This window comes from Paracoccus shandongensis (genome assembly GCF_017315735.1).
Taxonomy (GTDB): Bacteria; Pseudomonadota; Alphaproteobacteria; order Rhodobacterales; family Rhodobacteraceae; genus Paracoccus; species Paracoccus shandongensis.
In genome coordinates, this window is record NZ_JAFLRK010000002.1 from 126,323 (window position 1) to 147,875 (window position 21,553).

The window sequence follows — 21,553 nt, forward strand, 5'->3', positions numbered from 1 at the left end:
GCCTACCAGCGCAGGACCACGGAACCCCAGCTGAGGCCGCCGCCGATCGCCTCGGTCAGGATCACGTCGCCGGGGCTGAAGCGGCCCTGGCTGTCGGCCACCGACAAGGCCAGCGGGATGGATGCGGCCGAGGTGTTGCCGTGATCGGCCACCGTCAGGATCACCTTGTCCATCGGCAGGCCCATCTTTTGCGCGGTTGCCGTGATGATGCGCGCATTGGCTTGGTGGGGCACCAGCCAGTCCACCTGCGCAGGCGTCAGCCCGGCCTTGTCCAGCGCGACATGGGCGGTCTTGGCCAGCTTTTCGACGGCATGGCGGAAGACCAGGTTGCCCTGCATCCGCAACTGCCCCGCCGTGCCGGTGGTGGACACGCCGCCATCCACATACAGCAGTTCGCGATACTGGCCGTCGCTGTTGAGGTCGCTGGCGAGGATACCCCGGTCGTTGCTGGTCCCGGCACCCTCCTGCGCCTCCAGCACCACGGCGCCCGCGCCGTCGCCGAACAGCACGCAGGTGCCGCGATCAGACCAGTCCATGATGCGCGAAAACGTCTCGGACCCGATCACCAGGACGCGTTTCGCCATGCCGCCGCGAATCATCGCGTCGGCATTGGCCAGCGCGAAGACGAAGCCCGCGCAGACGGCCTGCACGTCATAGGCAAAGCCATGCGTCATCCCCAACCCGTACTGGATCATCGTGGCCGAGGCCGGAAAGGTGTGGTCGGGGGTCGAGGTCGCCAGCACGATCCCGTCGATGTCGTCGGGCCGCAGCCCCGCCTTGTCCAGCGCGGCGCGCGCGGCGCGCAGGCCCATGTCGCTGGTGGCCTGGCCCTCGGCCGCGAAATGGCGCCGCTCGATCCCGGTGCGGGTGCGGATCCATTCGTCGGTGGTGTCCAGCCGTTCCTCGAACCAGCTGTTCGGGACCACGCGGTCGGGCAGATAATGGCCGGTGCCGCGCACCACGGAACGCAGCGTCACGATGCGGCCTCGGCGCCCGGGGCGGCGGCAACGGCGGCTTGCGCCACGCGCGCGGCCAGCCGGTCCTGGAAGCCCGATTTCGCCAGCGTGAAGGCCAGCTTGATCGCCGCCGAGACGCCCGTCGCATCGGCCGAGCCGTGCGATTTCACCACCGTGCCGTTCAGGCCCAGGAAGATGCCGCCATTCACGCGGCGCGGGTCGATCCGCGTCTGCAGGCGCTTGAGTGAGGTCATCGCCAGAAGGGCGGCAAACTTGGACATGATGGAATTCGCGAAGGCGTCCTTGAGCAGGGTGCCGACCAGCTTGGCCGTGCCCTCGCCGGTCTTCAAGGCGATGTTGCCGGTGAAACCGTCCGTGACGATCACATCCACGCGCGCCGAAGGCAGGTCGCCCCCTTCGACAAAGCCGACATAGTCGAACCGGCCCGCCTCGGTCGCGGCCATGATCAGGTCCTGGGCCTGCTTCAGCTCGGCCCGGCCCTTGTGTTCCTCGGTTCCCACGTTCAGCAGACCGACGCGGGGCCGGGCCAGTCCCAGGCCGTTGCGGGCATAAGACGCGCCCATCAGCGCATATTGCAGCAAATCATGCGCATCGGCGCGGATATCGGCGCCCACGTCCAGCATGATGTTGAAGCCCTGCGGGTTCAGCGACGGCCACAGGCAGGCGATGGCGGGGCGGTTCACGCCCGGCAGCTTGCGCAGGCGCAGCATCGACAAGGCCATCAGCGCGCCGGTGTTGCCGCAGCTGACGGCGGCCCCGGCCTCGCCCGACTTGACCGATTCGAGGGCCGACCACATCGAGGTGCCGTCGCCCTTGCGCACGATCTGGCTGGGCTTGTCGTCCATGGTGACGACGCCGCCCGCGTGGCGGATGTCGCAGCGTCCGGCAAGCGCCTTCTTGCGGCCGACAAGGCGGCGAAGCTCTGCCTCGTCGCCATGCACGATGAACCGGATTTCCGGGTTCCTGGCCGCGCTTTCGGCCATGCCCGCAACAACCGCCGCAGGGCCGCGATCACCGCCCATGGCATCGACCGATATCACCACGCCGCCCCCGGTGCCGGAGGCAGGCGCTGCGGAATGGATCACGTCACGGTCGGTCATCTGGCGCGGATGCCAAGCCCGATCAGGCCGCGTCGTCGTCCAGGTCGGTGGCATTCGCCTGCGCGATCACTTCGCGGTCGGCGTAGTGGCCGCAGGACGGGCAGACGTGATGCGGGCGCTTCAGCTCGCCGCAGTTCGAGCATTCGTTGGGGTTGCCGGCGACCAGGGCATCGTGGGCGCGGCGCATGTTCCGGCGGGACCGGGTAACGCGATTCTGAGGGACAGCCATGTCACAACCTCGGGTTTGGCGGGGTGCGACGCGCAGGCGTCCTTGCGCACCCTTTGGGATTGAATTCGTAAATGAACCGCGCAGATACGCCATGACGGCCCTGCCCGCAACCCCCTTTGCGGCGGGGCAGGCCCGGCCAATTGCGCCGAAACCCGCGGCCTCCGCCAGCGTTCCGCGCCGTCAGGCGGCGAAAACCCCCGCCGCTGTGGCACCGGCGCAACGGTGGCATCGGGTCCGGGGGAATCGCCTAGTCCGCGTCCCCCTTGCGCAGCAGCTTGTCCAGATCCGCGAAGGGGCGGCGGGTGTCGGGGGCGGGGTCGGCGGTCGGGGCGTCGAAGGCCACCCCCTCGGCGCGGGGATATTCGGGCAGGGCCAGCGCCAGTTCCTCGATCATCACGGCGGCCAGGTCGATGAACTGGCCCAGGGGTTCCAGCGTGTCGTCCGGCATCTCGATCTCGTCGCCCTGGGGCGGGGTCAGGTGGGGGGAATAGTGGCGCTCGACCGGCTCGTCCAGGGTGGTCTTGACCGGCTTCAGCGTCACCACGCAAGGCTGGGTGACGCGGGCGCGCAACCGGCCCCGCAGCGCCCAGGCATCGCCCCCCTCGGCCCGGATCTCGCCCTGGAAGGACAGCTTCGACAGGCCGTCGAGGCCCAGTTCGGCCGCGATGGCGGCACAGCGGGCGGCATCGGGCGCCAGCGAAAAGGGATTGGGCGCGCGCGGGTTCAGATGGGCGACGCGCAGGCGTTCCGGCTGCGGGGCGGACTGCGGGGATGGGCTGGTCATGGGGGCCTCAACGGTCGTGGCGGCGGGTCGTTGCCGATGGTATGAGGGGCGGCAAACCCGCGACGGGATTGTCATTCTTGAGCGCGGTGCCCGAGTTTGCTAAGCCGGGCGGGCCGCGTCAACAGCCCCTGCGCAAAGGAAAGACGGAATGACAGCCATCCGGCATCTCATGGTTCTGGCTTTCGTGGCCGTTCTTGGCCTTGCCGCCTGCGCGCCGGTGTATCGCAACCACGGCTTCATCCCCGCGCCCGAGGATCTGTCGCAGGTGGTCGTTGGCCAGACCCGGGTGGACGAGCTTCAGGGCCTGATCGGCCGCCCCTCGGCCCAGGGGTTGCTGACCGGCTCGGGCTGGTATTACGTCGGATCCCGCTGGCGCCATTACGGCGCGCTGGAACCGCGCGAGATCAGCCGCGAGGTCGTGGCGGTGTCCTTCGCGCCGGACGGCGTGGTGACGAATGTCGAACGCTTCGGGCTGGAACGGGGCCGCGTCGTCACCCTGTCGCGCCGGGTGACCGAGGGCAGCGTGACCGAGATCTCGCTGATCGGGCAGCTTCTGGGCAACCTGGGCAACTTCCAGGCGGCGGACATCATCGACTGACGTAGGGTGCGTGCTTGCACGCACCACGGTCTCCGCGTCACAGGTGCGTGCAAGCACGCACCCTACAGGGTTTGCACGATCCGATCGGCCAGCATGTGCAGGTCGTTCCTGTATCCCGTCCGGGCCGACGGCCGGTCGGGGTCCGAGGTCATGGCGATGGCCACCGCGGGCTGCCGCCCGGCCGCGGGAAAGACATAGATCATCTGCCCGCCATAGCCCCAGCCATAGCGCACCGGCCGCCCGCTGGCCTGGCCGATGAACCAGCCATAGCCGTAGCCCTGCCCGCTGAAGATCGACGCGGTGCGCGCCTGCCAGCTTTGCGCGATCCAGTCCGTGGGCACGACCTGCCGCCCGCCCGCGCGGCCGCCATTGGCATACATCGCGCCAAAGGCCAGCAGGGACCGCGTGCTCATCGCCATCTGGTTGCCGCCCAGGTAGATGCCCTGGGGATCGCGTTCCCACCCCATGATGGCAAATCCCGGCACCGCGCCCAGCCAGTCGCGCGCCAGATCCAGCGTGGTCCGGTCCGTCACCCGCGTGAGGATGGCCGAGACCAGATGCGTCGAGGCCGTGGAATACTGCATCCGCCCGCCCGGATCCTGGGTGAAGGGCGCGGCCAGCGCGGCGCGCACCCAGTTGCGGCTGCTGACCCATGCCCCGTAATTCGCGCCCGACTGCCGTTCCAGCCCGGCCTGCATGGACAGAAGGTGGCCCAGCGTGAGCGTGGCAAGGCGCGGGTCGGGGTCAGGGGGCAGGTCGTCCCGCAGGATCGGTGCGATGGGTTGGCCGGGGCCGTCCAGATGGCCTCGGTCGATGGCGATGCCCGCCAGGGCCGAAACGATCGACTTCGACGCCGACTTGATGTTGGTCGGGCTGTCGGGGGTAAAGCGGCCATAGCCCCGGGCGGCGATTTCCCCGCCGCCATGCCAGACGGCGATGGCGCGCAGGTTTTCCAGGCGCGCGGCGTCGTCCAGGATTGGGGCAAGGCTGGCTTGCCCCAGGGCGGGCGCGGCAAGCAGCGGCGACAGGCTGGCAGTCAGCAGAAGGGCGCGTCGGTTCATGCTGTCCATATGGGCGCGCCTGGTGGCCCCGTGGAATCACGCTTGCGTCAGCTTGGCCTCTCGTGGTCGCGGGATGTCACCGTCTTTGGTGACGCGGTCGGGAAGCGGGATCAGGAAACGCTTGTCGCGTTTCCTGATCCCGCCCGGCCAAGCGGTGCAAGGGACTGGACGATCCGCGCCGACCGTCCTAGGGCGGGGGTCATCCCCTTTCCCCGAAAGGCCCCGCCATGACCGCGCTTGATGATCTTGCCCCCCGTCCCTTCCACGACGCCGACGCCCCGCAGCGCGCGCGGATGCTGTCGCGGCTGGCCGATACCGAACTGGCCGTGGCGCTGGTGGCGGAACCTGTGGGCGACACGGTGGACCTGCGCATCTTCCCGCTGGACAGCGGCCCCGTGGCGCTGGCCTGCGATACCGAGGATCGGCTGGCCGGTTTCTTCGGCGGACCCACCGCCTATGCCGCGATGCCGGGGCGGGTGCTGGCGGGCCTGCTGAAATCCGAGGGCGCGGGGCTGCTGGTCAATCCGGGCCAGCCGTCGGAAATGCTGCTGGACGCGGCGATGCTGGACTGGCTGACCGGCGCGCTGTCCGCCGCACCCGAACCCGCCGACGCCCGCCTGCGCCTGACCCCGCCCGCGCCCCAGACCGTGGAAGCCCTGGCGCAGCCCTTGGCCGAACGCCTGGGGGACATGCGCGGGCTGATCGCGGGGGCGGCGTTGGCCGGGGCGGGGGGCGGCCATGTCCTCCTGGTCGCGGGCGCCGATCCCGCCCACCAGCCCGCCATCGCCAAGGCCCTGGCCGAGGCGCTGGCCTTCCTGCCGGAACAACCCGGCGGTGTCGATGTCAGCTTCACCGATGCCACGCTGCCCGCGGGCGTGCTGCGCTTCGACCTGACGCCGCCCGAGGCCCCCATGCCGCAGCGCCCGAAAGGCCCGCCGATTCTGCGCTGAGGGGCCAAGCACGGTTGCGTGATCGCCCCCAAGCTGCCAGAACCTGCCCATGAAGACACAACACAAAGCCCTGTCCGTCCACCTGCTGACCGCCACGGGCGCGGTGCTGTCGATGCTGGCGATGCTTGCCGCGGTCGAGGGCAAGTGGTCGCTGATGTTCCTGTGGCTGGTCGTGGCCCTGGTCGTGGACGGCATCGACGGCCCCCTGGCGCGGCGATACGACGTGAAGATCCATTCGCCCAACTATGACGGCGTGCTGATGGATCTGATCATCGACTACCTGACCTATGCCTTCATCCCGGCCTATGCACTGTTCAAGTCGGGGCTGCTGTCGGGCTGGACCGGCTGGTTCGCGATCATCGCCATCGTCTATGGCAGCGTGATCTATTGGGCCGACACGCGGATGAAGACCAAGGACAATTCGTTCTCGGGCTTTCCGGGCTGCTGGAACATGGTGGTGCTGGTGCTGTTCGCGACCGATCCGCACTGGACGGTGATCCTGCTGATCGTGGTGGCGCTGACCGTGGGGATGTTCCTGCCGATCAAGTTCATCCACCCGGTCCGCACCGAACGCTGGCGGGCCATATCGCTGCCCATCGCGATCCTGTGGTGCGTCTTCGCCGCCCGCGCGGCCTGGGTCGATTTCCACCCCGACAGCTGGGCCAACTGGGGGCTGGTCGTCACGTCGCTGTGGCTGATGCTGGCGGGCGCCGCGCAACAGTTGCTGCCCGAACGCGCCTGAAGGGGGATGCCCATGCGTGACCTTCTGACATCCGCCGCCGCGCTGGTCCTGCTGGCCCTGCCTGCGAGCGCCCAGGACGCGATCACGCTGGGCATGGTGCTGGAGCCCCCGAACCTCGACCCCACCGGCGGGGCGGCAGCGGCGACTGACGAGGTCGTCTATGCCAATGTCTTCGAGGGGCTGACCCGCTTTGGCCCCAACGGCACCATCGAGCCCGCCCTGGCCGAACGCTGGGACGTTCAGGACGACGGCCGCACCTATGTCTTTCACCTGCACGGCGGCGTGACCTTCCACGACGGCGCGGGTTTTGACGCCAGCGACGTGGTCTTCACGCTGGACCGCGCCCGCGCGCCCGATTCGACCAATGCCCAGAAGGTGCTGTTCCAGGGCATCAAGTCGGTCGAGGCCCTGGACCCCCTGACCGTCCGTGTCACCCTGTCCGCGCCGGACGGCAATTTCCCCTTCAAGATGGCCTGGGGCGATGCGGTGATGCTGGACCCGGCCAGCGCGGAGGGCCTTGCCACCAGGCCCGTCGGCACCGGCCCGTTCCGGCTGGACCAATGGGTGCAGGGCGACCGGATCGTGCTGACCGCCTTCGACGGATACTGGGGTGAAAAGCCCGCGCTGCGGACCGCGACCTTCCGCTTCATCCCCGACCCCTCGGCAGCCTTCGCGGCGATGATGGCGGGCGACGTGGACGCCTTCCCGAACTTCCCCGCGCCCGAGACGCTGCCGCAGTTGCAAGCCGATCCCCGCTTCAAGGTCATGGTGGGCACGACCGAGGGCGAGACGATCCTGGCCATGAACAACGCCCGCCCGCCGCTGAACGACATCAGGGTCCGCCAGGCCATCGCCCACGCGATCAACCGCCAGGACATCATCGACGGCGCGATGTTCGGCCATGGCACCCCCATCGGCAGCCATTTCGCCCCCCACCACCCCGATTACGTCGATCTGACCGGGCTGTCGGGTTACGACCCCGAAAAGGCCAGGGCCCTGCTGGCCGAGGCGGGGGTTGGTCCCATCACCCTGCGGCTTGCGCTGCCGCCCACGCCCTATGCCCGGCGCGGAGGCGAGATCATCCAGGCGCAACTGGCCGCCGTGGGGATCGGAACGCAGATCACCAACATGGAATGGGCGCAATGGCTGGAAACCGTCTTCAAAGGCGGCGATTTCGACCTGACCGTCATCAGCCATACCGAGCCCCTGGACATCGACATCTATGCCCGGCCCGACTATTACTTCCACTATGCCCGGCCGGACTTCGTGGCGCTGATGGACCGCTTGCAGGCCGCCGTCACGCCGCAGCAGCGCAGCGATCTTTACAAGCAGGCGCAAGAGATGATCGCCCGCGATCACGTCAACGCCTTCCTGTTCCAGCTTGCCAAGACCGGCGTGGCGGATGCCCGGATCGAAGGCCTGTGGGAAAACGCGCCCACGCAGGCCAACGACCTGACAAAGGTGCGGTGGAGAGAGTAGGATGCGCCGCCCGGCAATTTCCCCCTTTTCAACGCCGCGCCGCGGCGGCATAGTCCGCGCCATGACCCGGATGCTGGACATTTCCGTTGCCCCGACCGCGCCCCATGGCGCGCGCCTGGCCGTGAACCTCCGCGGTCTGCTGCTTCTTACGCTGCGCTGAGCGGGTCTCCGGGCCGCCGCTCAGCCAGGACGTGCCCGGGCTTCCCGCAAACAGACCCCGTAAGAAAGCACAGAACCATGTCCGACAAGAACCGCGTCGTCATCTTCGACACCACGCTCCGCGACGGCGAGCAGTCGCCCGGCGCCACCATGTCCCACGAGGAAAAGCTGGAAATCGCGTCCATGCTGGACGAGATGGGCGTGGACATCATCGAGGCGGGCTTCCCCATCGCCTCCGAAGGCGATTTCGCCGCCGTCAGTGAAATCGCGAAGCAGGCGCAGAACGCCGTGATCTGCGGCCTCGCGCGCGCGCAACTGCCCGACATCGACCGCTGCTGGGAAGCCGTAAAACACGCCCGCCGTCCGCGCATCCACACCTTCATCGGCACCTCGCCCCTGCACCGGGCCATTCCGAACCTGGACATGGACCAGATGGCCGAACGGATCGAACAGACCGTGACGCACGCCCGCAACCTGTGCGACAACGTGCAATGGTCGCCCATGGACGCGACGCGGACCGAACATGATTACCTGTGCCGCGTTGTGGAAATCGCCATCAAGGCGGGCGCCACCACCATCAACATCCCCGACACTGTGGGCTATACCGCGCCGCGCGAATCGGCCGACCTGATCCGCATGTTGCTGGAACGCGTGCCGGGGTCGGAAAACGTGGTCTTCGCCACCCATTGCCACAACGACCTGGGCATGGCGACGGCGAATGCCCTGGCCGCGGTGGAAGCCGGCGCCCGCCAGATCGAATGCACCATCAACGGCCTTGGCGAACGCGCGGGCAACACCGCGCTGGAGGAGGTGGTGATGGCCCTGAAGGTGCGCCACGACATCATGCCCTTCACCACCGGCATCGACACCACCAAGATCATGGGCATTTCCCGCCGCGTGGCGCAGGTCTCGGGCTTCCCCGTTCAGTTCAACAAGGCCATTGTCGGCAAGAACGCCTTCCTGCACGAATCCGGCATCCACCAGGACGGCGTGCTGAAGAACGTCGAAACCTTCGAGATCATGCGCCCCGCCGACATCGGCCTCAATGAGACCAACATCGCCATGGGCAAGCATTCGGGCCGCGCCGCCCTGCGCGCCAAGCTGGCCGACCTGGGCTATGACGTGGGCGACAACCAGTTGAAGGACATCTTCGTCCGCTTCAAGGCCTTGGCCGACCGCAAGAAAGAGGTTTATGACGAGGATATCGTGGCGCTGGTCCAGGACGCCTCGGCCAATACCGGCGACGATTTCCTGCAGGTCAAGCACCTGCGCGTGGTCTGCGGCAGCGACGGGCAGTCGGCGGACCTGACCATGATCGTGGACGGCGCGGAACAGACGGTCCATGCCACGGGCGACGGCCCGGTCGATGCCTGCTTCAATGCCGTGAAGCAGATCTTCCCGCACAATGCCCGGCTGAAGCTTTATCAGGTCCATGCCGTGACCGAGGGGACCGATGCGCAGGCCACCGTCAGCGTCCGGATGGAGGAGGACGGCCGCATCGTGAACGGCCAGGCGTCCGACACCGACACGATCCTGGCCTCGGTCAAGGCCTATGTCGGCGCGCTGAACCACCTGATCGTGCGCCGCACGCGGGCGGGCCGCGACGGCAAGGAAATCAGCATGTATTCGCACTGATTCGGCCCTGGGGTGGGGTGAACCCCCCCCCTACGATTCCCGGGGTCGCAGGCAAAAGCCTGTACGAAAAGACAGACGCGCGGCGGACGCGGTTTCTTGACCTGCGCGTCAAGGGATGCGAGATCCGGGCGCAGGTTCGATCATCAGGACAACTGACGACGAAGGGGTCGGATGCGGCAGGCCCGGACTGCCGCGTCTTTTTACATTGTTTGGCGCCGCGTGGCGCCGGTTCACGAGGATGAAGATGCGGGCTTTTTCTGGGGCCATTGCGGCCGCGATGCTGACGGCGGGAACCGCCTTTGCCGCCACCCTGACCGAAGGCACCGGCAGCGCCGGGTTTTCGGGCGACTGGAAAAACCCGACCATCGTCGGCACGGGTTTCGACAGCATCTCGGGCAGCTGGAGCGGGCATAACGATTACGACATCCTGGGCTTCACGGGGCTGAAGCCGGGGGCGCAGACCATCACGCTCACCTTCTCGCCGCAGACGCCCATCGGCGATACGGACTGGTCCTTCTCGGCCGGGGGCAGCCTGTATTACCAGTTCACGGCACCCCAATACAGCGCCTGGGAAGGCACGCAGTTCGGTTCCGTCAACATGCAGCACTGGAACCGCAAGGACGACTTCACCTATTCCCTGCACCTGGGCGAGGATTTCGGCGGCATCCTGTATCTGTCGCTTTACGGCACGCATGGCAGCCTGAACTACAACATCGACGCGCCCGGCAACGCGGCGTCCGACCCGCAGCCCGCCCCGGTTCCGCTGCCCGCAGGCGCGGCGCTGCTGCCGGCGGGGCTTGCCGCCCTGGCCTTCCTGCGCCGCCGCAAGGCCCGCTGACACGGCCCGCACGGAAAGCGGGGCCGCAACGGGCTTTCAAGCGCGAAAGCCCCGCAGGGCGGGGTTTTACCCCACCCTTCCTTTGCGACCGGCCAGGCAAAGGTGGGGTGGAACCCCGCCCTATGTCGTGCTGCCGGCCGGGTGGCCCAATCGGCCCCAGTCCATCCCCGACAGGAACGGGAAATCCGCCGCCACCGCCCTTTGGAACTCTTCGGGCAGCAGCGGCTCGTAGCCCCAGGGGATGCCCGGAACGCCGCGCCGGGCGGAATCGGCCATGTCCCACCGCGTCACGAAATGACCCATCGCGTCGGGTTCGGTGATCGCGATCATGCGGCGCGGCAGGTCGAAATGGTTGAAGGCAAAGATCGACCGGCCCGGCTCGGTCAGGCGCGCGGCCAATGCGGCCCCGGTGAAGGGACGGCGCGTCTTCCAGAAGCTCGGCGGCTCGGTTCCATAGCAGATGACGCTGAGGCCGCGCGGAAAGCTGAGCGCATAGCGCGGCAGGCCCCGCACGCCCCGTTCGATCCGGCGCAGGTTGGCCACGAAATCCGGGGCCACGGCATCGTCGTCGTCCAGGCGGAATTGCAGGGCGGGACGGCCCGACGCCTCGGCCGCTTGCAGCAGGGTGGGGCGCAGCGCCTGGCTCGCCTCGGTTTCCGCCGACACCAGCAGCTCGACCTGCGGTATCCTTGCGCACAGCGCGTCAAGCTGCTCCAGATGGCGGGCGGGCAGCCGGGTCGAGGTCAGCACCAGAAAGCGGAAATCCCGGTCCGTCTGCGCCGCGACCGACGCCAGGCAGATGCGTTCCAGCGTGAACAGCCGCCGCGCCATCCGGTCGGGGTGGAACAGCCATTCGGCCTGCTCGTCCAGCCGCGCGGCGTCGTGGGATTGCGGGCTTCGCATCCCCACCCAATCCCCCCGGCCCAGGAAGGCGAACCGGCAAATGCCGATGATCTGGCTTTCTTTCAATGGCTTCGTCCTTGTCGGCTGCACGGGCGGCAGGGAAATGCTGGCCCTGGCCGCCGCGAAGGATCGGGGCTTTCGTGACGGGGTCAACCCTTTTATATGAAGGGCTGCGGCCAGACGGCGATTCCGGCGGGCTGCGACTCTCATGGGGCGACAAAACGGGCTAAGCCGGACCAAACCGGCGCGAAAGGAACACGGGCATGGCATTCGGCGGTTTGTTTTCGACCGACATCGCAATCGACCTCGGGACGGCGAACACGCTGATCTATGTCAAGGGCAAGGGCATCATCCTGAACGAGCCCTCGGTCGTGGCCTATCACGTCAAGGACGGCAAGCGGCAGGTGCTGGCCGTGGGCGAGGACGCCAAGCTGATGCTGGGCCGCACGCCCGGGTCCATCGAGGCGATCCGGCCCATGCGCGAAGGCGTGATCGCCGATTTCGACAGTGCCGAGCAGATGATCAAGCACTTCATCAAGAAGGTCTTCAAGCGCAGCGGCTTTTCCAAGCCCAAGGTCATCGTCTGCGTGCCCCATGGCGCCACACCCGTCGAAAAGCGCGCCATCCGCCAGTCGGTCCTGTCCGCGGGCGCGCGCAAGGCGGGGCTGATCGCCGAACCCATCGCGGCGGCCATCGGCGCGGGGATGCCCATCACCGAACCGACCGGGTCGATGGTCGTGGACATCGGCGGCGGCACGACCGAGGTCGCGGTCCTGTCCCTGGGCGACGTGGTTTACGCCCGCTCCGTCCGCATCGGCGGGGATCGCATGGACGAGGCGATCATCAATTACCTGCGCCGCAACCAGAACATGCTGATCGGCGAATCGACGGCCGAGCGCGTCAAGACCAGCATCGGCACCGCGCGGATGCCCGACGACGGGCGCGGGGCCACGATCATGGTGCGCGGCCGCGACCTTCTGAACGGCATTCCCAAGGAAATCGAGATCAGCCAGGCCATGGTGGCCGAGGCGCTGGCCGAGCCGATGCAGGCCATCTGCGAGGCGGTGATGGTCGCGCTGGAGGCCACGCCCCCGGATCTGGCCGCCGACATCGTGGACCGCGGCGTGATCCTGACCGGCGGGGGCGCGATGCTGGGCGACCTGGATCTGGCGCTACGCGAGCAGACGGGCCTGTCGATCACCCTGGCCGACCAGCCGATGAACTGCGTGGCGCTTGGCACCGGCAAGGCGCTGGAATACGAAAAGCAGCTGCGCCACGTCATCGACTACGACAGCTGAGGGGCGGCCCGGCAGGGGGCTCGCGTCCATGGCACGCAAGGGACCAGATTTCGCCACACCCGTCCGGCGCGTGCTGATCGCGCTGATGGTGCTTGTGCTGATCGCATTGTTCCTGTTCTGGCGCATCGACAGCCCGCGCGCGGAACGGATGCGCATCGCCATCATCGACCGGGTGGTGCCGTCCTTTGAATGGGCGCTGGCCCCGGTCACGCAGGCCAGCCAGATGATCGGCGGGTTCCAGTCCTATGCCCGGATCTATCAGCAGAACCAGGAACTGCGGCGCGAGTTGCAGAAGATGCAGGCCTGGAAGGAGGCCGCCGTCCAGCTGGAACAGGAAAATTCCAAGCTGATGGCGCTGAACAACGTCCGCATCGACCCCGCCCTGACCAGCGTCACGGGCATGGTGATGGTGGACAGCGGATCGGCCTTCCGCCAGTCGGTGCTGCTGAACGTGGGCGCGGATGACGGCATCGTCGAAGGCTGGGCCACGATGGACGGGCTGGGCCTTGTGGGCCGCATTTCCGGCGTGGGCAAGCGGACCAGCCGGGTGGTGCTGCTGACCGACCCGTCCTCGCGCGTCCCGGTGTCGATCCAGCCCTCGGGCGAACGGGCGCTGCTGACGGGCGACAACACGCCGCTGCCGTTCCTGGACTTCATCGAAACCCCGGACAACGTGCGCCCGGGCGACAGGGTCGTGACCTCGGGCGACGGGGGGGTGTTTCCGCCGGGGCTTCTGGCGGGCCAGGTGGTGCAGGGCAGCGACGGGCGGATGCGGCTGCGCATGGCCGCCGATTACGGGCGGCTGGAATTCCTGCGCGTGCTGCGGTCCCGTCCCGCCGAAACCGTGGCCGATTCGGGCGCGGTCATCACCCCCAAGGAACAGGGCTTCATCGGCCCGCGGATGCCGACCTCGCCGGTCGAGGCGGCGGCGGCATCGGACCCCCTGGCCACGGGGACCGAATAGGATGAACCGGCAGTTGCTGATCGGCACGGCGCTGTTCTGCACGGCGATGGCGGTGCTGCTGTTTTTGCGCCTGCTGCCCTTGTCGGCGGGAACCGCGCGCCTGCCCGGGCCCGACCTGGGGCTGTGCCTGGCGCTGGCCTGGGTGCTGCGCCGCCCCGACCAGCTGGCGGCCCCCGTGATCGCGCTGGTCTTCGCCGTCCAGGACATCCTCCTGTTCCACCCCCTGGGCCTCTGGCCCGCCATGGTGGTGCTGGGGACCGAGGCCGCACGCTTGCGTGAGGGGCGTTGGCGCGACGGGCCATTCATGGTTGAATGGCTGCGCATCGCCATCCTGATCGGCGTGATGATGCTGGCTTATCGTTTCATGCAGGTGCTGTTCATGATGCCGGTTCCGGCCCTGGGTCAGGTGATCCTGCACTATATCGCCACCACCGCCGCCTATCCGCCCGTGGTGCTGGCCGCCCGCGCGCTGGTCGGCCTGCGCCGCATCACCCCCGTCGAGGCCGAGTAGAGGAGGTTCACGCGATGACCAGCCCGCCCCGGCAGAACGACGCGAACACCCGCGGCATCACCCGCCGGGGGCTGATGCTGGCGGGCATCCAGCTGGGCGTGATCACGACCCTGGCGCTCAAGCTGCGGTCCATGCAGGTCGAACATGCCGAGCAGTACCGGATGCTGGCCGACGGCAATTCCATCAAGATCCGCCTGCTGGTGCCCGCGCGCGGGCTGATCCACGACCGCAACGGCATCGTCATCGCCGGGAACGAGCAGAACTATCGCGTGACGCTCACGCGCGAGGAAGCGGGCGGCGAGGTGGAACCCGTGCTGCGCCGCCTAGCCCAGCTGATCCCCATTAGCGACGCCCGTATGGCCGAACTGCTGGACGAGTTTTCCAAGCGCAGCGCGATCACGCCCATCGTGCTGGCCGACCGGCTGACCTGGGAACAGTTCAGCTCGATCGCGGTCAACGCCCCCGCGCTGGCGGGCGTCACGCCGGAATCGGGTCTGTCGCGCGTTTATCCCCGCGCGGGCGATCTGGCGCATGTGCTGGGCTATGTCGGGCCGGTGTCCGATTACGACCTGTCCAAGATCGAAAACCCCGACCCCGTGCTGATGCTGCCCGAGTTCCAACTGGGCAAGGTCGGCTTCGAGGCCCGGATGGAGGAGCATCTGCGCGGCAAGGCCGGCCAGCGCCGGGTCGAGGTGAACAGCGCGGGCCGCGAGATGCGCCAACTGTCCCGCCAGGAGGGCGAGCAGGGCGCGACCGTGCAGATGACCATCGACGCGCAGTTGCAGAACTATGCGGCCCAACGCATGGGCTCCGAGAGCGCCGCCGCCGTGGTGATCGACGTGCAGACGGGCGACATCCTGACGATCTGTTCGTCCCCCAGCTTCGATCCGAACAAGTTCGTGCGCGGGATATCCTCGCCCGACTACAAGGCGCTGATGAACCACGACCACCGGCCGCTGGCCGACAAGACGGTGCAGGGCGTCTATCCGCCGGGGTCCACCTTCAAGATGGTCACGCTGCTGGCGGGGCTGGAATCGGGCGTGATCAACGCAGGATCGCGCTTCTTCTGCCCCGGCTATACCGAGGTCGGCGGCCGCCGCTTCCATTGCTGGAGCAGGGGCGGCCACGGAACCGTCGATGCGGTGACCAGCCTGTCCCACAGCTGCGACGTTTATTATTACGAACTGGCGCAGAAGGTGGGCATCGACCGCATCGCCTCCATGGCCCGCAAGCTGGGCCTGGGCCAGCGCCACGACCTGCCCATGTCCGCCGTGGCCGAGGGGATCGCCCCCGACCGGGCCTGGAAGCAGGCGCGCTATGGGCAGGCTTGGCAGGTGGGCGACAGCCTGAACGCCTCGATCGGGCAGGGCTATGTGCTGGCCTCGCCCCTGCAACTGGCGGTGATGACGGCGCGCATCGCCTCGGGGGTCGAGGTCAGGCCGCGCCTGGTGCGCGCCATCGACGGGGTGGCCCAGCCGGTCCCCGACTTTCCGGCGCTGGACGTGAACCCGGCCTTCCTGCGCGTGGCGCGGGCGGGCATGGACGCGGTGATGAACTCTGACACCGGCACCGCGCGCCGGTCCCGCATTATCCGCGAGGATTGGCGCATGGCGGGCAAGACCGGCACCAGCCAGGTCCGCAACATCACCGCCGCCGAACGGGCGCGGGGCGTGGTGTCGAACGACCAGTTGCCCTGGAACCGGCGCGACCACGCGCTGTTCGTCTGCTTCGCGCCTTATCAGACGCCGCGCTATGCGGTGTCGGTCATCGTCGAACATGGCGGGGGCGGATCCACCGTCGCCTCGCCCATTGCCCGGGACATCATGCTGTTTGCCCTGAACGGCGGGCTGCCGCCCCTGGACGCGGTGCCGGGCGACCAGCGCGACGCGATGGAGGAGCGCCACAACGCCATGCACCTGTTCGCGCCCGATGCGCCCCGTCTGACGCGGGCCTGATCCGATGTCCTTGTCCTATCTCGACTACAAGGTCGCCCAGACCCCGACCGGCATCCGCAAGATCCTGTATCTGAACTGGCCGCTGGTCTTCCTGATCGCCGCCGTGGCCTCGATCGGGTTCCTGATGCTGGTTTCCGTGGCGGGCGGCAAGGTCGATACCTGGGCCGAGCCGCAGATGTACCGCTTTGCCGCCGGCATGGTCATCATGATCGCGCTGGCCTTCGTGCCGATGTGGTTCTGGCGCGGCATCTCCATCCCCGCCTATGTCATCTGCGTCTTGCTGCTGGTGGGAGTGGAACTGGTGGGCACCATCGGCATGGGCGCGCAACGCTGGATCGACATCGGCCCGATCCGCCTGCAACCGTCCGAACTGATGAAGATTTCCCAGGTGCTGCTGCTGGCCGCCTATTACGACTGGCTGCCGCCCAACCGTGTGTCGCGCCCCTTGTGGGTGCTGATCCCGGTGGTGCTGATCCTGGCGCCGACCGGGCTGGTGCTGATCCAGCCGGATCTCGGCACCTCGATCATGCTGGTGGCGGGCGGCGGCATCGTGATGTTCGTGGCGGGGGTGTCCTTGTGGTATTTCGGCGTCGTCATCGCCGCCGCCGTGGGGATGGTGGCGACCGTGCTGGAAAGCCGGGGCACCGACTGGCAGCTTTTGAAGGACTATCAGTTCCGCCGCATCGACACCTTCCTGGACCCGACCGCCGACCCCCTGGGCGCGGGCTACAACATCATCCAGAGCCAGATCGCCCTGGGATCGGGCGGCTGGTCGGGGCGCGGCTTCATGCAGGGCACGCAGTCGCGGCTGAACTTCCTGCCCGAAAAGCACACCGACTTCATCTTCACCGTCCTGGCCGAGGAGTTCGGCTTCGTCGGCGCGATGTCGCTGTTGGGTCTTTACACGCTGATCATCGGCTTTTGCCTGTATTCCGCGCTGTCGAACCGCGACCGTTTCGCGTCCCTGATCACCGTGGGCATCAGCGGCACGTTCTTTCTGTATTTCTCGATCAACATGGCGACGGTGATGGGGATGCTGCCCGCCAAGGGCTCGCCCCTGCCGCTGGTCAGCTATGGCGGCACCTCGCTGATGATCCTGATGCTGGGCTTCGGGCTGGTGCAGGCCGCCCATGTCCACAGGCCCAGGTGATGCGGGTTCTTTTCGCCGCCCCCGACGCCCTGTGGCCGGTTTGGGCGCCCGTCCTGACGCGCCTTGCGCCCGAGATGGAACTGCTGCGTGACGCCGACCCCGCCAGCATCGACGCGATCATCTATGCGCCCGGCGGCCCGGTCGGCGACCTGTCGCCCTTCGTGAACGCGCGGCTGGTGCAAAGCCTCTGGGCGGGGGTCGAGCGCATCGTGACCAATCCCACGCTGACGCAACCCCTGGCGCGGATGGTCGATCCGGGGCTGGCGCGCGGCATGGCGGAATACTGCACCGGCTGGACGCTGCGCGCGCATCTGGGGATGGACCGTTACGCGCAGGACGGCACCTGGCGCAACGGCCTGACGCCGCCCCTGGCCCAGGACCGCCGCGTGACGATCCTGGGCATGGGCAAACTGGGCCGCAGCGTGGCGGCCATGCTGCGCGGCATCGGCTTTCGCGTCGGGGGCTTCAGCGCATCCGGGCGCCCGGACGATGGGGTCGAGATCACGACCGACCTGAGCTGCGCCCTGTCGCGGGCCGAGATCCTGATCAACCTGCTGCCCGACACGCCGCAGACGCGGGGGTTGCTGGATGCCAACCGGCTGGCGCTGCTGCCGCAAGGGGCCTGGCTGATCAACCCGGGCCGGGGCACGGTGCTGGACGACGCCGCCCTTCTGGCCGCGCTGGATCGCGGTCCCCTGGCCCATGCCGTGCTGGACGTGTTCCGCGCCGAGCCGCTGCCCCCGGACCACCTCTTCTGGTCCCATTCCCGCGTCACCGTGACCCCCCATATCGCCGCCGAGACGCGGGTGGAAACCGCCGCCCCCGTCGCCGTCGAGAACCTGCGCCGCGCCATGGCGGGCCAGCCGGTCCTGCATCTGGTGGACCGCCGCAAGGGCTATTGACCCGCGAAAACGTTAACATTCCTTAAGCGGCCTTTGCAAAACCGCTATTGCGGCCTTTCCGCAATGCCCGCTATGTCTGGTGCAATATCTGCAATGTGGCACGGGATCGATGCAAGACGGCACACTCCGTCGCGCTCTGGCGGCGGCCACGCGTGACCTGCACGAGACGCTGGACCGGGACATCGGCGCCTTTGGCGATGCCAGGGCCTATGGCGCCTTCCTGGGGGGCAGCCATGCCTTTCGCGCGGCGATCGAGCCGCAACTGGCGCAGGTCGCGGGCTGGCAGGTGCAGCCCCTTGCGCCGCTGATCGCACGGGATCTGGCCGATCTGGGCCTGCCCCTGCCCGCCACGCCACCCGCGCTGCCCTTGCCGACCCCTGCGGCCAAGGCCGCGGCCTGCTATGTCCTGGAAGGCTCGGCGCTTGGCGGGCGGCTGCTGGCGCGGCGCGCGGCGGCCTTGGGCTTTGGCCCGGATCACGGCGCGCGGCACCTGGCGGCGCAGACGGCGTCGCCCGCGCGCTGGCGCGACTTCCTGGCCTGGCTGGAAGCGGGCGGTTTCCCTGCGCCCGAGGCCGCCGCTGCCGCCCGCGCGGTCTTTGGCCTGGCGCTGCGCGCCTATGGCGTCGGGGCCCTCGCATGAACGACACCGCCTTTGACCCCGCGCTGGCCGGACAGCCCATCGACCTGACCAATTGCGACCGGGAACCGATCCACATCCCCGGCAGCATCCAGCCGCATGGCTGCCTTCTGGCCTGCGACAACAACGCGCGGCGGATCCTGTTCTGTTCGGAAAACGTCCCCGTCCTGCTGGGCCTGCCCGGCCTTCCGCTGGACCTGTCCCTGTCCGAGGCGGTCGGCAGCGAGGCCGCGCACACGCTGCTGAACGCGCTGGCCGTGTCGGGAAACCGGCCCCGCCCGGCGGTGGTCTTCGGGCTGGACGTGAACGGCCGCGCGCTGGACGCGACCATCCACCGCCACGACAACCGCACCGTGATCGAGTTCGAGCCCGCCGCCACCCGCCTTGGCCTGCAGATCAGCCTGACGCGCACCGTGGCCGAACGCCTGCGCGGCATCACCGACGCCGACCGGCTGGTCCGGCAGGCCGCGCCGCTGATCCAGGCGCAGCTGGGCTATGACCGGGTGATGATCTATCAACTGGGCTGCGACGGCGCGGGCAAGGTCGTGGCCGAGGCCAAGGGGGAAAGCCACGAAAGCTTCCGCGGCCAGTATTTCCCCGCCACCGACATCCCCAAGCAGGCGCGCGCCCTGTATCTGCAGAACCCGATCCGGGTGATCGGCGACGCGTCCTATGCGCCCGTCCCGATCCTGTCCCATGACCCGCAGGCCGGGCCGCTGGATCTGTCCCATGCCCATCTGCGCAGCGTCTCGCCCATCCATTGCGAATACCTGCGCAACATGGGGGTCGCGGCATCCATGTCGGTGTCGATCATCATCGACGGGGCCTTGTGGGGGCTGATCGCCTGCCACCATTACGCGCCCAAGGTGCTGACCATGGCCGACCGCGCCGCGGCGGAAATGGTGGGCGATTTCTTCTCGATGCACCTGGACGCCTTGCACCGCCGCCATGCGCGCGATGCCGAACTGGCCGCGCGGCGCGCGCTGGACGACCTGCTGGCCGATGCCGTCCGGGCCGAGGATGCGGGCCCCGCCCTGCGCGACCGCCTGCCTCACCTGGCCGGGCTGATCCCCGCCGATGGCGTCGCCATGTGGTTCGACGGCGTCTGGACCACCGTCGGCCATGCCCCGACCGAGGCCGAGGCCGCGCCCCTTCTGGCCCTGGCGCTGGCGCTGCCGGAAGGGCAGGTGTTCCACACCGACCACCTGGCGGACCTTTTGCCCGATGCAGACGCGCTTCAGGGGCTGGCCGCGGGGGTGATGGTCATCCCGCTGTCCCGGCGGCCGCGCGACTTCATGTTCTGTTTCCGCAAGGAGGCCGTGCAGACGCTGGACTGGGCGGGCGATCCGAACAAGACCTATGACACCGGCCCCCTGGGCGACCGCCTGACCCCGCGCAAAAGCTTCGCGATCTGGAAGGAAACCGTCCGCGACAAGTGCCACCCCTGGTCCGAGGCCGATCGCCGCTTTGCCGAGGCCCTGCGCATCGCCGTGGCCGAGGTACTGCTGTTCAGCAGCGAGATGCTGGCCGACGAACGGTCCCGGGCCGAGATGCGCCAGCGCGTCCTGAACCGCGAACTGAACCACCGCGTCAAGAACATCCTGGCCATCATCCAGTCGCTGGTCAGCCGCAAGCCGCCCGAGGGCGAGACGCTGCAAGGCTATGCGGATTCGCTGCGCGGCCGCATCCAGGCGCTGGCCTATGCCCATGACCAGATCGTGCGCGACGACAACGAGGGCGGGTGTCTCGGCGATCTGCTGGAGGCCGAGCTTGGCCCCTATGCCGGGGCAGGGCGGGGGGTGCGGCTGGACGGCCCGGCGGTGTCCCTGGACGGGCGGGCCTTTTCGGTCATGGCGCTGATCCTGCACGAGATGGCGACCAACGCCGCAAAATACGGCGCGCTGTCGCGGCCCGGCGGCCATCTGACCGTCGCCTGGCATCTCGACGAGGCGGGCAACTGCCGCATCGACTGGACCGAGAACGGGCTGGAAGGGCTGGTCCCGCCCGCCCGCGCGGGCTTCGGATCCGCCCTGGTGGAACAATCGCTGCCCTTCGACCTGGGCGGCGAAAGCCGGATCGAGTTCCGCCCGACCGGCGTGGCCGCCCGCTTCCTGCTGCCCGCCCGCTTCATCCGCAAGGGTGCCGCCCCGGCGGCCCCCCGCCCGGGTTTAACTGCGCCCGCCCCTGCCGGGCCGGTGGCCGGACGCCGCGTGCTGCTGGTCGAGGACCAGACCCTGATCGCCCTGTCGCTCGAGGCCGAGTTGCAGGACCACGGGCTGGAGGTGAGCGGGCGCGCCGCCTCGGTCGAGGCGGCCCTGGCGATGATCGACCGCGATCCGCCCGACCTGGCCGTGCTGGATGTCAACCTGGCCGATGAGACCTCGCTGCCCGTCGCGGAACGGCTGCGGGGCCGGGGCATCCCCTTTGTCTTCGCCACCGGCTATGGCAGCGATTTCGACCTGCCCGACGGCTTTTCCGGCATCCCCGTCGCCACCAAGCCTTATCAGGTCCAGGACATCCTTCGGAAGCTGGCCGAGGCCGAGGGCCGCGCCTGACCGGCCCCTGACGGCGCGGCCCTCCGGCAATCCTTGGCTGCAAACCCGTCATGCGCGCGCAATTTTCGGCATGTTCGGCATTTCCCTTGCGCATGGTTTGCGCTAGCGCAGGCCCGCACTGGCATC

The 21,553-nt window shown here is 68.5% G+C and carries 20 protein-coding genes; 14 read left to right on the forward strand and 6 right to left on the reverse strand.

Annotated elements, in window-relative coordinates; genetic code table 11:
- Nucleotides 1–2: 2 nt before the first annotated feature.
- The 4 genes from JX613_RS03070 to JX613_RS03085 form a co-directional block, all read right to left on the reverse strand.
- Nucleotides 3–977: a beta-ketoacyl-ACP synthase 3 gene (locus tag JX613_RS03070; RefSeq protein ID WP_207099986.1), complete on the reverse strand. Its 975-nt coding sequence runs from the start codon at nt 975–977 to the stop codon at nt 3–5.
- Nucleotides 974–2,077: a phosphate acyltransferase PlsX gene (gene plsX, locus JX613_RS03075; RefSeq protein ID WP_207099987.1), complete on the reverse strand. Its 1,104-nt coding sequence runs from the start codon at nt 2,075–2,077 to the stop codon at nt 974–976. Before plsX ends, JX613_RS03070 begins: the two co-directional genes overlap by 4 nt.
- 22 nt (nt 2,078–2,099) lie before the next feature.
- Nucleotides 2,100–2,306 carry a 50S ribosomal protein L32 gene (gene rpmF / locus JX613_RS03080; RefSeq protein ID WP_207099988.1) on the reverse strand — a complete coding sequence of 69 codons (207 nt, stop codon included), beginning with the start codon at nt 2,304–2,306 and terminating at the stop codon, nt 2,100–2,102.
- Between the two features lie 247 nt (nt 2,307–2,553).
- Nucleotides 2,554–3,090 (reverse strand): YceD family protein, encoded by a 537-nt coding sequence (locus tag JX613_RS03085; RefSeq protein ID WP_207099989.1) that lies wholly within the window; start codon nt 3,088–3,090, stop codon nt 2,554–2,556.
- A gap of 148 nt (nt 3,091–3,238) precedes the next feature.
- On the opposite strand from JX613_RS03085, the gene JX613_RS03090 reads away from it, so the two are divergent.
- Complete coding sequence (locus JX613_RS03090; RefSeq protein ID WP_207099990.1) at nt 3,239–3,688, forward strand: outer membrane protein assembly factor BamE; 450 nt, start codon at nt 3,239–3,241, stop codon at nt 3,686–3,688.
- A 62-nt stretch (nt 3,689–3,750) separates the two neighbouring features.
- Here JX613_RS03090 and JX613_RS03095 read toward each other — a convergent pair whose 3' ends face one another.
- Nucleotides 3,751–4,749 carry a serine hydrolase domain-containing protein gene (locus JX613_RS03095; protein ID WP_207099991.1) on the reverse strand — a complete coding sequence of 333 codons (999 nt, stop codon included), beginning with the start codon at nt 4,747–4,749 and terminating at the stop codon, nt 3,751–3,753.
- Between the two features lie 227 nt (nt 4,750–4,976).
- Between JX613_RS03095 and JX613_RS03100 the strand changes: the two genes are divergently transcribed.
- The 5 genes from JX613_RS03100 (at nt 4,977) to JX613_RS03120 (ending at nt 10,552) form a co-directional block, all read left to right on the forward strand.
- Nucleotides 4,977–5,699: an SseB family protein gene (locus JX613_RS03100; protein WP_207099992.1), complete on the forward strand. Its 723-nt coding sequence runs from the start codon at nt 4,977–4,979 to the stop codon at nt 5,697–5,699.
- Nucleotides 5,700–5,748: 49 nt separating this feature from the next.
- Nucleotides 5,749–6,441 carry a CDP-alcohol phosphatidyltransferase family protein gene (locus JX613_RS03105; protein WP_207099993.1) on the forward strand — a complete coding sequence of 231 codons (693 nt, stop codon included), beginning with the start codon at nt 5,749–5,751 and terminating at the stop codon, nt 6,439–6,441.
- 6 nt (nt 6,442–6,447) lie between these two features.
- Entirely contained in the window at nt 6,448–7,920 is a 1,473-nt protein-coding gene (locus JX613_RS03110; protein WP_419538805.1) for an ABC transporter substrate-binding protein, read from the forward strand.
- 237 nt (nt 7,921–8,157) lie between these two features.
- Nucleotides 8,158–9,714: a 2-isopropylmalate synthase gene (locus tag JX613_RS03115; protein WP_207099995.1), complete on the forward strand. Its 1,557-nt coding sequence runs from the start codon at nt 8,158–8,160 to the stop codon at nt 9,712–9,714.
- Nucleotides 9,715–9,958: 244 nt separating this feature from the next.
- The gene (locus tag JX613_RS03120) at nt 9,959–10,552 is read left to right on the forward strand and encodes a hypothetical protein (RefSeq protein ID WP_207099996.1); all 594 of its coding nucleotides are present in this window, start codon (nt 9,959–9,961) and stop codon (nt 10,550–10,552) included.
- 120 nt (nt 10,553–10,672) lie between these two features.
- Here JX613_RS03120 and JX613_RS03125 read toward each other — a convergent pair whose 3' ends face one another.
- A complete protein-coding gene (locus tag JX613_RS03125) occupies nt 10,673–11,521 on the reverse strand; it encodes a glycosyltransferase (RefSeq protein ID WP_207099997.1) in 849 nt (282 codons plus the stop codon).
- Nucleotides 11,522–11,718: 197 nt separating this feature from the next.
- Between JX613_RS03125 and JX613_RS03130 the strand changes: the two genes are divergently transcribed.
- The 8 genes from JX613_RS03130 to JX613_RS03165 all read left to right on the forward strand — a co-directional run bounded on the left by JX613_RS03130 (nt 11,719) and on the right by JX613_RS03165 (nt 21,427).
- Nucleotides 11,719–12,753 (forward strand): rod shape-determining protein, encoded by a 1,035-nt coding sequence (locus JX613_RS03130; RefSeq protein ID WP_126153706.1) that lies wholly within the window; start codon nt 11,719–11,721, stop codon nt 12,751–12,753.
- Nucleotides 12,754–12,781: 28 nt separating this feature from the next.
- A complete protein-coding gene (gene mreC / locus JX613_RS03135; protein WP_207099998.1) occupies nt 12,782–13,717 on the forward strand; it encodes a rod shape-determining protein MreC in 936 nt (311 codons plus the stop codon).
- Nucleotide 13,718: 1 nt separating this feature from the next.
- Entirely contained in the window at nt 13,719–14,228 is a 510-nt protein-coding gene (locus JX613_RS03140) for a rod shape-determining protein MreD (RefSeq protein WP_207099999.1), read from the forward strand.
- Between the two features lie 14 nt (nt 14,229–14,242).
- Nucleotides 14,243–16,183: a penicillin-binding protein 2 gene (gene mrdA, locus JX613_RS03145; RefSeq protein WP_207100000.1), complete on the forward strand. Its 1,941-nt coding sequence runs from the start codon at nt 14,243–14,245 to the stop codon at nt 16,181–16,183.
- A gap of 10 nt (nt 16,184–16,193) precedes the next feature.
- Nucleotides 16,194–17,333, forward strand: a complete 1,140-nt coding sequence (gene rodA, locus JX613_RS03150) for a rod shape-determining protein RodA (RefSeq protein WP_207100107.1) — start codon at nt 16,194–16,196, stop codon at nt 17,331–17,333.
- Nucleotides 17,333–18,235 carry a 2-hydroxyacid dehydrogenase gene (locus JX613_RS03155; protein ID WP_207100001.1) on the forward strand — a complete coding sequence of 301 codons (903 nt, stop codon included), beginning with the start codon at nt 17,333–17,335 and terminating at the stop codon, nt 18,233–18,235. The genes rodA and JX613_RS03155 overlap by 1 nt, the downstream gene beginning before the upstream one ends.
- A 109-nt stretch (nt 18,236–18,344) precedes the next feature.
- Nucleotides 18,345–18,875: a heme oxygenase-like domain-containing protein gene (locus JX613_RS03160; protein WP_207100002.1), complete on the forward strand. Its 531-nt coding sequence runs from the start codon at nt 18,345–18,347 to the stop codon at nt 18,873–18,875.
- Entirely contained in the window at nt 18,872–21,427 is a 2,556-nt protein-coding gene (locus JX613_RS03165; protein ID WP_207100003.1) for an HWE histidine kinase domain-containing protein, read from the forward strand. Before JX613_RS03160 ends, JX613_RS03165 begins: the two co-directional genes overlap by 4 nt.
- Nucleotides 21,428–21,553: the final 126 nt, after the last annotated feature.

Coding starts and splice junctions, on each gene's coding strand:
- JX613_RS03105 (WP_207099993.1), top strand. CDS start 5,749: ATGAAGACACAACACAAAGCCCTGTCCGTCCACCTGCTGACCGCCACG.
- JX613_RS03160 (WP_207100002.1), top strand. CDS start 18,345: ATGCAAGACGGCACACTCCGTCGCGCTCTGGCGGCGGCCACGCGTGAC.
- JX613_RS03090 (WP_207099990.1), top strand. CDS start 3,239: ATGACAGCCATCCGGCATCTCATGGTTCTGGCTTTCGTGGCCGTTCTT.
- mreC (WP_207099998.1), top strand. CDS start 12,782: ATGGCACGCAAGGGACCAGATTTCGCCACACCCGTCCGGCGCGTGCTG.
- JX613_RS03140 (WP_207099999.1), top strand. CDS start 13,719: ATGAACCGGCAGTTGCTGATCGGCACGGCGCTGTTCTGCACGGCGATG.
- plsX (WP_207099987.1), bottom strand. CDS start 2,077: ATGACCGACCGTGACGTGATCCATTCCGCAGCGCCTGCCTCCGGCACC.
- JX613_RS03130 (WP_126153706.1), top strand. CDS start 11,719: ATGGCATTCGGCGGTTTGTTTTCGACCGACATCGCAATCGACCTCGGG.
- JX613_RS03155 (WP_207100001.1), top strand. CDS start 17,333: ATGCGGGTTCTTTTCGCCGCCCCCGACGCCCTGTGGCCGGTTTGGGCG.
- JX613_RS03100 (WP_207099992.1), top strand. CDS start 4,977: ATGACCGCGCTTGATGATCTTGCCCCCCGTCCCTTCCACGACGCCGAC.
- JX613_RS03165 (WP_207100003.1), top strand. CDS start 18,872: ATGAACGACACCGCCTTTGACCCCGCGCTGGCCGGACAGCCCATCGAC.
- JX613_RS03110 (WP_419538805.1), top strand. CDS start 6,448: ATGCCCATGCGTGACCTTCTGACATCCGCCGCCGCGCTGGTCCTGCTG.
- JX613_RS03115 (WP_207099995.1), top strand. CDS start 8,158: ATGTCCGACAAGAACCGCGTCGTCATCTTCGACACCACGCTCCGCGAC.
- JX613_RS03085 (WP_207099989.1), bottom strand. CDS start 3,090: ATGACCAGCCCATCCCCGCAGTCCGCCCCGCAGCCGGAACGCCTGCGC.
- mrdA (WP_207100000.1), top strand. CDS start 14,243: ATGACCAGCCCGCCCCGGCAGAACGACGCGAACACCCGCGGCATCACC.
- rpmF (WP_207099988.1), bottom strand. CDS start 2,306: ATGGCTGTCCCTCAGAATCGCGTTACCCGGTCCCGCCGGAACATGCGC.
- JX613_RS03120 (WP_207099996.1), top strand. CDS start 9,959: ATGCGGGCTTTTTCTGGGGCCATTGCGGCCGCGATGCTGACGGCGGGA.
- JX613_RS03095 (WP_207099991.1), bottom strand. CDS start 4,749: ATGAACCGACGCGCCCTTCTGCTGACTGCCAGCCTGTCGCCGCTGCTT.